Raw genomic sequence first — 14,198 nt, forward strand, 5'->3', positions numbered from 1 at the left:
ATTATGAAATAATCAACTTAATTAATGTTTTAGGGAAAATAAAAATGCGGTTTAACTTTGAAAAAGCATCAGAACTTCTAGCCTTAATTAAATGTAAAAAGGATGGCTTTACATCAGTCAAATATGAAATATATAAATACATTTTGGAGAAAGATAAAACTTCATCAGTTTGATTATTCGTAAATTCCGATTTAATTAAATTCAAATGACTAGAAAATGCATTGTAAAAATTTTGCGACGAAAATTGTTGCTCTAAATTATCCCGTTCATAAAAAAATAGCTTTACCAAATGCTCAATTAAAACTTTCTTACTTACGTCTTCTAGGTAGCATGATTTATTATTACTCACATATTCGCTCAAACATACTCGATTACGAACTGTTTGTTCCATAATATCAGGTAACTGCTCAAAACTTTCAAACGTTTCATCAATTTCAAAATTAAGATGATTGTTTGTACCACCTTGCATTTTCTGATACGAAATAACCTTAAGATTATTAAGTGACGCCTCTCCAACAACACGGGCAGCGCCTTCAGCTCTTGACGGAATAACCAAAGTACGGCTTTGAAGGTAGAATTGTTTAATGACATCTTTAGGAAGCGGATTACTGCTAGTCATTGATTCGATATATGTAATATTTTTTCTTGTACTAGAATTCATTGATTGTAATACATTACGAACTCTTCGGACGTAAAGTTTTTCCTCTATTGAATTACCCAATCTATTTACTATCAATATATTAGATGATTCGACTCGTTCTAAAAGATATTTACAAGCTTTCACAAATTGCAATAAATTTTTTCTTGTCTGAGAGTTTCCAATGTATAAAAAATCATACTTCTTATCTAGATTATCAACCTCTGAAATTTCATTTTTATCAATGAAATTAAAACCATTCAAGGGAATTCTAGGCACAGAAGTTGTTTTAATTTTCAACACGTTGTCTGCAGATAAATAAAAATCTGCCCACCAGATATCCTTGCTCAATTTAGAGTAAAAACCAAAATAAACGCCAATGATATATTCTTTCTTTAACCGTTCAATTAATTTTTTGTCCAACGCTGTAAAATACTGAACCTCAAGATGCTTTAAAATTAATATTCCCTTATTATTATTCTGAGGGGGTAGTAGTGTATAAGCCATGCTTCGTATGTTCCGAGTTAATAATTATTAGGCCAATTAAAAATATAGCCCATAGTGATGTTTGTACATGAATCTCATTAAAAAATAAAAGCATGCTGAAACTTATAAAAAAGTATCTATACATTCTCCTATTTTGTTGATTAGTTTTAATGCCTGAATCACTAAACCTTTTCATCATCAAAACATAAACAATGATAAAAATTAACAACATAATAGCTCCGTGCTCAGCAGTAATTTGATTCACTGCCGCTTCAGGTACTCTTTCTCCTTCTGGATAACCTAACTCTTTCGCAAATTGCCCAAATCGACCTAATCCAATACCTGTAAAAGGGTTCTCAATTCCAACCGTAAATGAATCCTTGTATTGTTTGAATCTCGCATAATCAGCACTAGTGATCTGGGTAACTGTCTTTTCTATTCTAGTATTTATGGAGGAAAAGTCATCGACACTCAATTTAGGAATAACAAAATAACTCAATATTGGGAAGCTCAACAATACCAATATACTTTTGGCTTTTTTACTCGTCTCTCCCCAAAACATTAAAGAAAATAACAAGAAAATAGCCACCAAGTTTTGCCTTGATAGAGAAAACACGGTAAAAGCAACAAGAAATACAACTGCAAAACCAACTAAACACTTAGACGTTTTACTCCCAGGAAGAGCAACGATAAAAAATAAATTGCAGAAAATTAGAACAAATGCCTGATTAAACATTGAATTAATTGAGAACCCGACATCAAGTAATTCCTTTCTTAAGCCTAGTATATTAACTATATCGAAATTTAAAATGGAAGCGATCTGAAACAAAAACAAATATGATAAAACCAAGACTGCAGATAGCCATGCATTTGATAATTTGTTGATGTCAAACTCTTTAGAATTATCTATATTAAGCTTCAAAATAACGATAATTACAAATGTAAAAAAAATAGCATATTCTGTTCCACTAATCTTATAATTTAATGCAACTCCAGCTATAGAAGACAAAATAAACAAAACCCAAAAATAGAACCACTCAAGAGCAACAGGCTTAAAATTCAATCGCCCATTAACAATGATTTTGCTTATCAAAGTACCTAATAATATTAAAAATCCTAACCGTTTAGAAGTAATACCGAATCCGATAGGCAAATTAACAGCTGTCATTAAAGCTGAAAATACCACTAAAAAATTTGTCATTTCTTAAAGCTTCTATAGATGAAGTTAACCAGTACACTAAGTATAATAATCGACAATAATACATATAAAAAAGAGATAATGCTCATTAAGTTACTAAACAGGATTAATATTCCGAATCCCAGAAGAAGAAAAGTATATTGAATTGATATATTTCTAAGGTGTTCCCCTTTATTTAAATCAGCGACAAATAACAAACTTGACATCGCTCGTATGTACACAATTCCTAGCTGGAGCGGTAAAAGCTCTAATACATATTTGAACTTGACATCAAAAAAATTTAAAAAGAAGAACTTTACGGCATAAAAAAGAATAATTGATGTCAGCGCACCTATTATTAACGTTAGAATAATTGAAGCTTTCAATTCACTGCTTTTCTTAAAAATATTTTGTTCTGCATACACAGAAAATGCATTAATTGTCATTTGTGATATGTTTGAAATTTGGCTCCCGACAGCATAAACGGCTAATATTTCGAAGCCAAAAATACTGCCAACGATTAACTTATCACCCTGAGAAATTATTTTATCAAATAGACTATTCGCCGCAATTTTTACGTTATCAACGAAACTATCGAAATAAATTTGAACAGGCTGAAGGTTTCGTAAGCTCAATTCTTGAAAAACTAACTTTCTATTGAAGAATATAAATACTGCCATTATAAAGCTTGCGAACAAAAAACGATAAGAGCTTGATAAGCCCGGCGTGAAGAGTAAGAACAAACAAATTGGAAATATTGAGTAACAAAACTGATTCAGGGCAGAAACAATCATTCTGTTATTTGCTATCAAAAAGGAATTTGTAATCGAAAAGAAACAATAACAGACGACAAATATCAATGTCGAAAAACCGAATCTAGCATTAAAATCTGTAAATAAATAGAAGTATGCCCCTGAACTAATTACAACCGCTAGCACCAATGTAAATGCAATAATTAATGTTGTATTTATATCAGCGCTACGCTTCCTAGAACAATCACTCCCGAGAGTCTTTCGTAATTTAGTCTGCGTTCCTAAAGTACCTGCAAACGATAACCAGTTAGCAATTGCCAACATGAATGTAAACAGCCCAAATTCATATTGCCCAACTGCGGCTACAAATAAGGGAAGCAATAGAAACTGAAGTCCAGCGCTTCCATAATTAACAAATAAATACAGCAGCTTATTCACGTTATTTTTGTCTTAGATTTAAAAAGTGATCGGGTATTTTATTGTTCCAGAAATAACAAAAAAGCGCATAACGCACGCCTCCTTCTAATGGTCTACCACGATGAATACCTTTAGTATCGACCAGCACTAAGTCTCCTGCACTTCCTTCTATAGAATCGACTTTCGACTTATTATGCAAAAGGTAATTATTAACATCACTCTCGCTAAATCTGAATTGTCCTGGCTTGAATATCTTGTAAAAATAGCTTGACAAAACATTAGATTTTAGGTGTGAAGATTTTATAAATTGAAAACAGCCATTTTTAGTCCCGACATCATTTAGATAACATACGCTTTTAAATTGATGCGAAACAGGAGAATCTCTGTGCCATCCACCACCGGACCCCTTATTATCTTCGGTAAATGTTATCTTTGCTGCTAATAACATCCCTTTGGGATTAGAGATCCCTAAATAGGAACTTAAATAGTTTCTAATTTCTTTATTTTCATAAAACTCAGAAAAGCTCTCGTCTAACTCATTGATAAAGAATATACGATTATCAGCTCCTTCATCATCTCTCCAAACATTAACTGCATCGCTTTCGACATAGCTGTCAATTTTACCAATCATTTCTTCGCAAGTTTTACGCGATAAAAACTTAGGTATAACGCTAATTCCATCCCTTCGAAGTGCTTCTATATTATTAATATATTGAGGGCTTGGTTTACTGGCACCAAGAAGTCGTATATTTCTCAGAAGCGATTCACCAAGCTCTTTAATTAAAATGTACATGTTATTATTCCGCTAAATGATAAAAACTCAATTATTTTATATCATTAATTATCTTGATAATTTGATCTGAAGGCATTAAATCTGGTTTTTTACAATGATAATTGTACTGAACGCGCTTTTTATGTATCTGTTCAATATTTTGTGAATACTCAAACGAAATCGAACTTGCGTTTTTAACCTTTAATAAAGCCCCATCTGACAATAGTCCATAATAGTCCTCGGGATACCAATTTTCGAATGTCATTGGCAACATCGAGTAGATTAATGCATCTATATGAGCACCAGTTATTCCACCAAGTAATATTTGTACACGATCCTGCAACGTCGAAATGTCACTGCAAGGTTCTACATAATCAACGTGAAATTCTTTCGAAATACCTTCAAAAAATGTATGTCGTGAAACATCAGCAGGGTGAGGTTTTATGAAAATCTGAAAATTAGACTCTCTAACTAAGTTTTCAATTATATCACGCACCCAATCATTTGAATCAAGCTCATTAAAACAAACTAATATCCCCTTCAAGGGCTGTCGGCTAATGGGTTTTATATTATCTTCATATCTCACTGCCCCCACAACTCGAATATCTGAGTTACGATTAACATAGCGATTTTTTTGAATATCAGACTCTAAACAAGAGTATGTACATTCAAGTGGCGGGAAAGTTTCACTCGTAAATGCATGTGGAATATATACAGAAGGGATATTTAGCTCTTTAGTAGCTTGAACAATAGCGCAAGTCCAGTGATTATGATCATTACTAATAATTACAGTCCGTGGCCTCCATATCATAAAGAGAAACTTCCAAACCCAAACACTACAACTAGAAATTAATGCTCTTTCAAATCGAATTTTTAATGCCCACTTTTGATATTCATTCGGAATGGCATATATACTAATAACTGTAATTGGAAAAACTAACCATCCCATAAAATAGAACCAAAATAGTGGAATGTGACTATCACATTTCATATTTCTAAAATTATGAATGCTCAACATTACACCGTTTTCTGATTTTTGATGCACCTTACTTAAAGCTTTAACTTGATTATGAGAGCCAACAAAAAATAGCACTTTATCTTTAGGAACATGGATATAGATATCTCTTAATGATTTTAAAGAAAAATACAACGCCCTAATTAAGCCTGTTAATATTGGAGGAAAACGACTCTTTACTCCTAATTTATTTAAGAATTTCCATTCCAATGAACAAATATCATAATTAAGAACCAATAACCTTTCAGATATAACCTTAAATAAATTCATTATACTCGCTTACATAGGACTCTTATTAGAGCTTTCAAAATAATTACATTCGCTTTAAAGTATTGTCCAAATCGAGGCTTTCCAAATTCTCTTTCTTCAACCAAAAGCGGAATATTAAATAACTTTAACCCTCTTCTTTGGCTTTGAATAGCGAGTTCTGTACCAATCGAGTTACAACTATCAAAACCAGAGTTTTTCAAGTATGCAGTAACTTTATAACCTTTCATTCCACATAATGGATCGTCAATACCCCACATCCATTTTGCAACATGAGCAAAAAGCGCTTCAGCCCATCTCGCTGTATTTTGTCGTCTGCCAACAACGACATCATATTCAGTTAATTTATCGATAAACAAAGGAACTTCTGATACTGGGTGCTGGCCATCAGCATCAAATGTAATGACTTTACTCATTCCCATTTCATGAGCAGCTTTGAAGCCCGCCTCCAAAGAAGAGTCATATCCCAAATTAATATGATTACTGACAACTGTAGCTCCTGCAGCCAGCGCTAACTGAGCCGTTTTGTCAGAAGAATTATCATTAACAACAATAACATGAAGCAATGGAAGTAACGACATTACGACATTTGAAATTGTCTCTGCTTCATTAAATGCAGGAACTACTGCCGCTACTTGATATCTGTCCACTTTAAAGTACTTCCACTTGATAAATCTGACTGGGCTATTTTTCCTTCGGCAAATCGCAAATCATTAGGCTTCAGTGCCCCTTGCGGAGCCGGTCTTAAAACATCAATATCTGCAACCTTTATTATCTGCCCCTTTTTAATGTCTTTATTCAAATGCAAACTACGACGTTGAACAATTGACGTGTGAAGTTCATTTTCTTCAATTCTTTTAATACCAGTACCCAACGATAATTCAAGTTCGCGCGTACGCTCAACCATTTCAGCCCAACTTTTAGGGTTCATTGCAAACTTATGGTCTGGTCCTTCATGTTCATTAGAATCAGTAAAGTGTTTTTCAATAACCCTAGCTCCTAAAGCAACCGCACCTAGTACAGTAGAATGGCCAGGAGTATGGTCACTTAACCCCAGAACAGCGCCTGGAAACATATTTGCATATGTTTTCAACACATTAAGTTGAATGTATTTGAAGTTATCTAAGCTAGCTGTATAATTTGTATTACACTGCATTAGCACAATGTCTTTTGTATATTGATTAACAGCTTTCATTGCTTTATATACATCATCACAAGAAGATGCTCCTGAAGCTAGCAACATCGGCTTACCTTTCTTAGCCATTTCACCAATAATCCAGTCCCAATCGATATCCCCTGAACCAACTTTATATGCAGAAACATATGGATCAATATGTTCAATAAGTTCAGCTGAATATGGTGACGTCATAAACTGAATGTTAGCTTTCTTACAGGTAGCTACAAGCTCCGTTGTCCAAGTTAGGTCAATTGAAGCGCCTTTATAAACTTCGAAAACACTTTTCGACCACGATGCCTGATGGCTGTCTTTCCCGCCAAGTTTCTTAAACCCTTCATCACTAACTATAGAGCTAGCAGAAAAATGTTGAAACTTCGCGACATCAGCACCCGCATCTGCGCACATATAAATTAACTCTTTTGCTTTCTCCAAATCGCCATCATGGTTTGCCCCTATATCTGCAATAAAAAAAGACGGCTTATCTAAACCAATTGTTTTGTTACCGATTTTTATCTGACGATTAAAGTTCATTAATAATTACCTTCTTAATTTCCGATTCGAGTGTTGGTAATTCAACACCATATGTGTTTTCAAATTTCGATACATCCATTCTCATATCCAGCGGTCTAGGTGCTTTCAAATCCATACTTGCAAATTTAGTTGACTTAGCGAAGCAATGATCTAAGCCCGCTTCTTTCGCAATCATACGTGCAAATATGTCTTTACTCGTTCCGTCACGAGAACCAACGTTATACACTCCAGGTACAATATTATCTAAAACAATTGATATAGATTCAGATAATGTTTTCATACTCAAAGGATTAAAGTAAACATCACTAAACAGCTTGATAGGAACTTTGCAATTAAAACTAGATATCAACCAATCACTAAATGATTCCCTTCCAGCAACACCACTCTTTCCAAAAAAGTTTGTTCTTAGAACTACACCGCCGATTGCTAAAACTGGGGCTTCACCAGCGAGTTTAGTTAAAGCGTAGTTATTCACAATCTCAACCTCTTGTTCTAATGATTCTTTTTTATTATATATATGATCTGTTGATATCTGAATTAACTTCCTATTATTTTTCCTTGCCCAAGACGCTAAGTTTTGTGGGACCTTAACATTTAAACTATAAGCCAAATTTAGATTAGATTGACATTCATCAACGTTAGTCAAGGCTACAAGATTAATAATGATATCTGGATTTTCTTCATTTAATAACAATTCCACTTGTTCGAATGAAGTAAGATCAGCGCTGCAGTGACTGCTCTTTTGGTTTCCATGAACACGAGTTTCATATCTACTTTTTAATTCTTTATATAATGTAGAGCCAAGCATTCCAGTTCCGCCGCAAAGTAAAACTTTTTTTCTCATTAAGTCATCCTCTTGAATCCCATGTGTGATGGCTCACCATCAAGCTTATTACGCAATTCTCCAGGCGACTCCAAATGTTTCTTCATATTTCCCCAAACCTCATCAGTAGCAGTGAGATACTCCCTGACATTATTTTCGGAATGCGCTCCCATTGAATAAAAAATATTTGAGGCCAAGAAACCACGTTTAAGCATCTCTTGTACATAGTAAGCCTTAATTATCGACATATTTTCATCGCTTCGAAAGGAAAAGTGAGATAAAGGAGGGATTCCACCAATATCAATATCTAAGTTGTGCTTTTGAGCAATGCTTTTCCACCCGCTTTGAACTTTCTCACCAATACTCATGAGGTGTTGACCTGTATTCTCTCTGCGATGTTTTGTAATTGTAGCGATCGCAGCTGCTGGTCCTACACGCTCGGTCCAGCAAGTAGAACTTATAAAGCTAATATTTGCAGCCTCCATAACTTCATCAGTACCAACTAACGCGGAGATAGCGTATCCATTCCCCAAAGCTTTCGAAAAAACTGCCATATGAGGTTCTACATCAAAGAGAGAGTATGCTGGTCCAGAGTTCATTCTAAATGCTGATGATATTTCATCAAAAATTAAGAATGTATTATATTTTTCAACTAGCTTTTTAACATCATTCAAATATGTGGGATCTGGATAAATATTTCGGATCGGCTCCATTACGACTGCTGCTACTTCACCATAATTATCTTTCAGTAAAGATTCAAGCCTATCTAAATCGCCATAAGGAAATGGAATTGCACTTGACCTTAGTCCCTTAGGAACTCCTCGTGCTGAAAGGCCAGGAAGTAGGTGTCCCTCTAAACTATCATTTCCATTATGGTTTGCTGAAAGGTACCAATCATGCCAGCCATGGTAACCACAAAAGAGTATTTTATCAGCTCCTGTACTTGCACGCGCTAATCGAACTGCAATTGACATAGCTTCACCGCCAGTACGTGCAAATCTAACTTTTTTCGCCCAAGGATTCAATTCGATTAGTAATTCAGCTAACTGAATTTCTTCTTCTGGTAACAAGGAAGATGATACTCCATTTGAAATGGCTTTCTTGACCGCATCATCCACTTCCTCATCCGCGTAACCATGAATTGTCGCACCAATTCCACCAATACTCATATCACAATACTTATGTCCGTCTAAATCCCAAACATCAGCGCCTTTAGCTTTAGAGTAATAACCAGGCCATACTCCCGAACTAAACTGACTAGCCTGTTTAGAGAGTAAGTGTCCGTCTCCAGCTATTAATTTTCTTTGTTTATCTATAAATAATTGTGACTGGGTCATATTTTTTCCTTGTTAAAAATCATTTTTTAGAGACTTTATTAAACCTTCATCTCTCAGAAAAGATTCATTAAGTTGGTCTATATCAGGATTGTCATTTAAGAATTTGAGAATATCTTGAACTGTAAATTCTTTATTAGATGGATATAAAGATTTAAATATTGCTTCTACTTTCAAAAAATCCTCAGGCTCATCTACAGTCCAACGATGCTTTGACAAATCGATTTTGTTTTCAAAACTTCCTGTCGTGTATTTATCGAGGTTATTTCTAAAGAACATTGTCACATGCTCTCGCTCACTTGGTAGTTTTGATTCTCTCCAAGCTTCTTCAAGCAGCGCTTTTTTAAAAATCCATGCATCTTGACCATCAGGAAAAGTTGGTACTTCGGTATTGCAAACATAATCAAAACCATTAGCCAAGTAGAATTCTATAAGTTGCTCTATAACATTAGGATCGATTAAAGGACAATCCCCAGTTAGTCTCAATATATGGTCTGCGTGATATTTTTGTGATGCGCAGTAGTATCGGTCTAAAACATCATCTAAACTCCCCCTAAAAACCTGATAGGGTGAGCCACTAAATGTTGATTCAATGATATCGTCAGATTTGTCTTTGCTTGTCGCAATAACAATTTTATCAATACTTTTCACTTTAGACACTCTTTCGAGTTGGCGCCAAAGCATCGGTTCGCCCAATATCGGCTTTAGGACTTTATTCGGTAATCGAGAACTTGACATTCTGGCTTGCAATATACATAGAATCATCTTAGATCAGTTTCCATTTAGAAGGATTAGAAAATTGACTATCAGACATTGAATAGTTCGAAAAATCAGGAAGAGAAATAGTAGCAGCAGTAGCTGCAGCTGAAACTATTTCTTCAAGTTCTAAATCGTTTGTAATTCCAATAATCACTTTATCTACACAGTCGTGACTTAAAGAAAATGCGAGGCATGCCTCAAGGGCGGTTAATTGGTGTTCTTTTAGTAGCTTATGATACCGTGCTAACTTATTTTTTATTGGAGCAAAGTATGGATTTATTGAACTTGGAGGCATTAGCAGCAGACCTTGTAAAAAGGTAGAACGGACATGAATTTCTACTCCGCCAGCCTTCAACTCATCTAAATAACCGTTACAAATCATCTCTTGGTCAAAAATATTTAATGGAATTTGAATAATATCCAAGTGACCACATTTCAAAATCGATTCTAATTCAAGTTTATTATAAACAGATGCTCCAGTTTTTTTGACAAGACCGTCACTTTTTAAACGTTCAAATAGATCAAAATACTTTTGATATCCAACTTTACATAGATCAAGTCCATTATGAGCTAGTAGGCCATAGATACTCGACGCATTCATTTTTTTTAATGATTTAAAAAAAATAGACTCAATATTCAATATGTCCTGATCAGAAATTGAGTCACCTTCAACTCTTAACGTTTTAGTAACAATATCGAAAGAGTTATTGATGTTCTGACTTTTTCCAAGACTATCTTCAGCAGTCCCATAGGCGGGGGATGTATCTAATGTTGTAATGCCACATGATTGTGCACGCTTTAATATTTCATTTACTGAAGCTCCTGCAACTTTTCCATTTTTGTTAGAAACACCGTAATCTACACCAAATTGAACAGTTCCTAATCCCAACTTACCTATCAAACTCATCACTAACTACCGCATAATTTCATTATTGTTCCTAAATATTAATTCCGTTTACTTACGCTTTAAACTCAGGGGCAACATGCTCTTTAATTTTAGAGCGCAAAGTTTCAATAGTTTCCCACTCATCATTTTCACCAGAATTATACTTAAACCCGAAAGGCACTTTTTCTGCTTTATGGTGCGCTATATATTCATCATTTGTAAATGTAAAAGATACAGATGGTAAAATAGCGTAGTACTTTCCGAGATCAATGGTGTTAAGCGAGTCCGATTCTGTAATCATTTCTTCATGTAACTTCTCACCCGGTCTAATTCCTACTTCACGAATTGGACACTCTGGCGCTATTGCTGCGGCAATATCGAGAATTTTGTATGAAGGTATTTTGGGAACAAATATCTCGCCCCCCAAGTGATGCCCAATTGCAAACATAACTAAGTTCACGCCATCTTGAAGTGAAATGTTAAAGCGAGTCATTTCTTTATGTGTAATAGGTAAGGTACCTTCCTTTCTCTTGTTTATAAAGAAAGGGATTACTGATCCCCTAGACCCCATAACATTACCATATCTTACAACACTAAACTTGATACTTTTAGAGCCCTTAATGTTATTAGCTGCCGCAAATAGCTTGTCAGATGCAAGTTTAGTCGCCCCGTATAAATTTATCGGAGCACAAGCTTTATCTGTTGATAGAGCCACTACGTCACTTACACCGCAAACAAGGGCTGCGTTGATTACATTCTCAGCGCCGTCAATGTTCGTTTTTATACATTCAGTTGGATTATATTCCGCAGTATCTACTTGCTTGATTGCTGCTGCATGGATAATTACATCTACCCCTTCACATGCTTGAACCATTCGCGCTTTATCTCTTACATCCCCAATAAAGAAACGCAACTGTGGGTAATCAAACTCAGGGTATTTCATTTTAATTTCTGATTGTTTCAACTCATCTCTTGAATATATTATAATTTTCTTTACTTCAGGGTATCGCGTCAAAATCGTTTCGATAAACTTTTTACCGAATGATCCCGTACCACCTGTGATTAACACAACTTTATTATTTAACATTTTTAACCTCAACCATAAACCTTAAAAAGAACAAACTTAATTAAAAACTCTTCGATAAAACGTTAATAATTGCCATATGTGCTTTATTGCAAAAGAATAAGCCATAAAGCAAATTATAAATAGCAATAAGCTTACCGACTCCGGAATTTTAAATATTTCCAAACAAATACCAAAAATAACAAAAACGAAAGAAATAGCGCTAATAATTACAAGCGTCTGTGTAGAAGAAAATCCTGCTCGAAGAAATATATGATGCAAGTGACCTCGATCAGGCTTAAAGGGTGAATCCCCTTTTCTTACTCTTCGTAGCATTATCGCAACCATATCCATTAAGGGCAGAGCGATTAACCATAAAGCCGTGACAGAATGAAATGAAGGACTAGTACTTTGTGTACCAATGACTAAAAGCCATACGACAGAGTATCCAATCAACATACTCCCGGCATCTCCCATAAATATTTTATTTACTGTCTTAAATGGCCATCTCAGATTGAATACTAGATAAGCCATAGTTGCTCCAAGAAATGAAATAGCTAAAAAAGTCCATGAACTTCCATTATTTGATAGTAGCAACGCCAATGCGCAAAATGTAATTAATGCTAACATACCCGCTAAACCGTCTATGCCATCTACCATATTAAACGCATTAACAGCAGCTAAAACTGCTAGTATTGTAATAAGAATTCCGCCAAATCCTAGCAAAACATCGCCAAAGCCAAAAAGATCACCTAGATTTTTAATATAATGATTAGCACCAAATATCATAATACTTGCAACAATAATTTGAGCTATAACTCTTGGTTTGACTGGTAAGTCATAATAATCATCAAGTACACCAACCAACACAATTAACGCGGCGCCGATTAAATACAGGCTAACTTCTTGGGTACTTTCAATAAATAAAATAGTTGTTATTGTAATACTGATAAATATAGCAATACCACCAATTAATGGAATTGCGCCATTATGGCATTTCCTTTCATTTGGTCGATCCACAAGGTCAAACTTTAATGCTATAGGCTTACTAAACACAATAACAAAAATTGATATAGCAATAGATATTAGAAATTGATAAATTAATTCACTCATCTCGTTGCTCTATGCTTTCTGAAATAGCTAGTTAAAATTATCAGAATTGAGATAAAGCCACCCAGCAGTGCACTAAACGATACTATTAGCATCCTCTTAGGGCCGTATTTAACCTCGGGCACTAACGGGGGATCGATTATCACCATTACATATTCTTTATTTGCTTTTGCAAACATAATAGTTTTCGTTTGCTCTTCAATAAGCTGATATATAACATTATTTAAATCTACACTATTATTATTTTTAAGCTGCTCTTTTAAATATGCTATAGAATTCTCCGCTTCTACTAAATCTCTTTTTCTCATCTCTTCATTGATATCTCTAACAAGAAGTTCTAGCCACTCTTTAGCCTTAACAGGAGAGTAAAATTCTAACGATACAGTGATCATTGAACTCATTTTATCTTGACTAACAGATAGACGTTTTCGAAATTCATTAAATGATTCCAATTTCGATGGCTTAGGAGAAAAAGGAAAACTCACATCTCTTATCCAAGTTTTACTTATCGAATCATATATTTCACTATCAAGAACGAGTTCGTTAGTTTTAGCATTCCATTCCTCGGTTGCCATTAATGGAACTGTAATTTTATAATTTTCAATAAAGCTAAAAATGAAGCTTCTAGATTGCAGTATTTCCAATGCCAAAGCAGTCTTATCTGTTCCCCGCCCTCCTAAACTAACGCCAGCTAAACTTGCTAAGCCACCTAATTGTGATGCCATACCACCTAACCCGCCGCTTTCTTGTTCTGCTGGTGCAAGTAGCGCTTCTGATTTATAGATATTGGGCAGTGATAATGCGTAAAACACAGAGGCTACTGCGAACAATGAGGTAATAGCAATAACAATCCATTTACCTGCCCATATAGCACGCCATAATTCAGCAAGATCTATTTCATCATCTTGTTGTCGCTCTTGATTTATTGTTAATTGTTGCAATAATTCAGGCGATATTTGAATATTGTTATTCACGGATTCAGAGTCTTTCAT

The 14,198-nt window shown here is 34.8% G+C and carries 14 protein-coding genes; all 14 read right to left on the reverse strand.

Features of this window, described 5'->3' with window-relative positions; all coding sequences use genetic code 11:
- Window position 1 precedes the first annotated feature (1 nt).
- From ACMAZF_RS16335 to ACMAZF_RS16400, 14 genes are read right to left on the reverse strand one after another with little or no spacing between them, the layout of a single operon-like run.
- Window positions 2-1,144, reverse strand: coding sequence for a hypothetical protein (locus tag ACMAZF_RS16335; protein ID WP_435274806.1), 1,143 nt, complete (start codon window positions 1,142-1,144; stop codon window positions 2-4).
- On the reverse strand, window positions 1,113-2,324 hold the full coding sequence (locus tag ACMAZF_RS16340) for an O-antigen ligase family protein (protein WP_435274807.1): 1,212 nt from the start codon (window positions 2,322-2,324) through the stop codon (window positions 1,113-1,115). The genes ACMAZF_RS16335 and ACMAZF_RS16340 overlap by 32 nt, the downstream gene beginning before the upstream one ends.
- Window positions 2,321-3,490, reverse strand: a complete 1,170-nt coding sequence (locus tag ACMAZF_RS16345) for a lipopolysaccharide biosynthesis protein (protein ID WP_435274808.1) — start codon at window positions 3,488-3,490, stop codon at window positions 2,321-2,323. The genes ACMAZF_RS16340 and ACMAZF_RS16345 overlap by 4 nt, the downstream gene beginning before the upstream one ends.
- A gap of 1 nt (window position 3,491) precedes the next feature.
- On the reverse strand, window positions 3,492-4,262 hold the full coding sequence (locus ACMAZF_RS16350) for a phytanoyl-CoA dioxygenase family protein (RefSeq protein WP_435274809.1): 771 nt from the start codon (window positions 4,260-4,262) through the stop codon (window positions 3,492-3,494).
- A 31-nt stretch (window positions 4,263-4,293) separates the two neighbouring features.
- The gene (locus ACMAZF_RS16355) at window positions 4,294-5,526 is read right to left on the reverse strand and encodes a hypothetical protein (RefSeq protein WP_435274810.1); all 1,233 of its coding nucleotides are present in this window, start codon (window positions 5,524-5,526) and stop codon (window positions 4,294-4,296) included.
- Window positions 5,526-6,173 (reverse strand): glycosyltransferase family 2 protein, encoded by a 648-nt coding sequence (locus tag ACMAZF_RS16360; protein ID WP_435274811.1) that lies wholly within the window; start codon window positions 6,171-6,173, stop codon window positions 5,526-5,528. Before ACMAZF_RS16360 ends, ACMAZF_RS16355 begins: the two co-directional genes overlap by 1 nt.
- Window positions 6,155-7,231 carry an N-acetylneuraminate synthase family protein gene (locus tag ACMAZF_RS16365; protein ID WP_435274812.1) on the reverse strand — a complete coding sequence of 359 codons (1,077 nt, stop codon included), beginning with the start codon at window positions 7,229-7,231 and terminating at the stop codon, window positions 6,155-6,157. Before ACMAZF_RS16365 ends, ACMAZF_RS16360 begins: the two co-directional genes overlap by 19 nt.
- Window positions 7,221-8,075 carry an SDR family oxidoreductase gene (locus ACMAZF_RS16370; RefSeq protein ID WP_435274813.1) on the reverse strand — a complete coding sequence of 285 codons (855 nt, stop codon included), beginning with the start codon at window positions 8,073-8,075 and terminating at the stop codon, window positions 7,221-7,223. Before ACMAZF_RS16370 ends, ACMAZF_RS16365 begins: the two co-directional genes overlap by 11 nt.
- Entirely contained in the window at window positions 8,075-9,391 is a 1,317-nt protein-coding gene (locus ACMAZF_RS16375; RefSeq protein WP_435274814.1) for an aminotransferase class III-fold pyridoxal phosphate-dependent enzyme, read from the reverse strand. The genes ACMAZF_RS16370 and ACMAZF_RS16375 overlap by 1 nt, the downstream gene beginning before the upstream one ends.
- Window positions 9,392-9,403: 12 nt before the next feature.
- Window positions 9,404-10,153, reverse strand: a complete 750-nt coding sequence (locus tag ACMAZF_RS16380; protein ID WP_435274815.1) for a cytidylyltransferase domain-containing protein — start codon at window positions 10,151-10,153, stop codon at window positions 9,404-9,406.
- A gap of 1 nt (window position 10,154) precedes the next feature.
- Window positions 10,155-11,054, reverse strand: a complete 900-nt coding sequence (locus ACMAZF_RS16385) for an aldo/keto reductase (RefSeq protein WP_435274816.1) — start codon at window positions 11,052-11,054, stop codon at window positions 10,155-10,157.
- A gap of 52 nt (window positions 11,055-11,106) precedes the next feature.
- Window positions 11,107-12,120: a UDP-N-acetylglucosamine 4,6-dehydratase (inverting) gene (gene pseB, locus ACMAZF_RS16390; protein ID WP_435274817.1), complete on the reverse strand. Its 1,014-nt coding sequence runs from the start codon at window positions 12,118-12,120 to the stop codon at window positions 11,107-11,109.
- A gap of 36 nt (window positions 12,121-12,156) precedes the next feature.
- Window positions 12,157-13,209 carry a UDP-N-acetylglucosamine--undecaprenyl-phosphate N-acetylglucosaminephosphotransferase gene (gene wecA / locus ACMAZF_RS16395; protein ID WP_435274818.1) on the reverse strand — a complete coding sequence of 351 codons (1,053 nt, stop codon included), beginning with the start codon at window positions 13,207-13,209 and terminating at the stop codon, window positions 12,157-12,159.
- A complete protein-coding gene (locus ACMAZF_RS16400) occupies window positions 13,206-14,198 on the reverse strand; it encodes a Wzz/FepE/Etk N-terminal domain-containing protein (protein ID WP_435274819.1) in 993 nt (330 codons plus the stop codon). Before ACMAZF_RS16400 ends, wecA begins: the two co-directional genes overlap by 4 nt.

This window comes from Psychrobium sp. nBUS_13 (assembly GCF_051201665.1).
GTDB lineage: Bacteria > Pseudomonadota > Gammaproteobacteria > Enterobacterales > Psychrobiaceae > Psychrobium.

Excerpts from the sequence above, each read along its gene's own strand:
- ACMAZF_RS16335 (WP_435274806.1), bottom strand. The coding sequence starts at position 1,144 with ATGGCTTATACACTACTACCCCCTCAGAATAATAATAAGGGAATATTA.
- ACMAZF_RS16340 (WP_435274807.1), bottom strand. The coding sequence starts at position 2,324 with ATGACAAATTTTTTAGTGGTATTTTCAGCTTTAATGACAGCTGTTAAT.
- ACMAZF_RS16350 (WP_435274809.1), bottom strand. The coding sequence starts at position 4,262 with ATGTACATTTTAATTAAAGAGCTTGGTGAATCGCTTCTGAGAAATATA.
- ACMAZF_RS16355 (WP_435274810.1), bottom strand. The coding sequence starts at position 5,526 with ATGAATTTATTTAAGGTTATATCTGAAAGGTTATTGGTTCTTAATTAT.
- ACMAZF_RS16365 (WP_435274812.1), bottom strand. The coding sequence starts at position 7,231 with ATGAACTTTAATCGTCAGATAAAAATCGGTAACAAAACAATTGGTTTA.
- ACMAZF_RS16370 (WP_435274813.1), bottom strand. The coding sequence starts at position 8,075 with ATGAGAAAAAAAGTTTTACTTTGCGGCGGAACTGGAATGCTTGGCTCT.
- ACMAZF_RS16375 (WP_435274814.1), bottom strand. The coding sequence starts at position 9,391 with ATGACCCAGTCACAATTATTTATAGATAAACAAAGAAAATTAATAGCT.
- ACMAZF_RS16380 (WP_435274815.1), bottom strand. The coding sequence starts at position 10,153 with ATGATTCTATGTATATTGCAAGCCAGAATGTCAAGTTCTCGATTACCG.
- ACMAZF_RS16385 (WP_435274816.1), bottom strand. The coding sequence starts at position 11,054 with ATGAGTTTGATAGGTAAGTTGGGATTAGGAACTGTTCAATTTGGTGTA.
- pseB (WP_435274817.1), bottom strand. The coding sequence starts at position 12,120 with ATGTTAAATAATAAAGTTGTGTTAATCACAGGTGGTACGGGATCATTC.
- wecA (WP_435274818.1), bottom strand. The coding sequence starts at position 13,209 with ATGAGTGAATTAATTTATCAATTTCTAATATCTATTGCTATATCAATT.
- ACMAZF_RS16400 (WP_435274819.1), bottom strand. The coding sequence starts at position 14,198 with ATGAAAGACTCTGAATCCGTGAATAACAATATTCAAATATCGCCTGAA.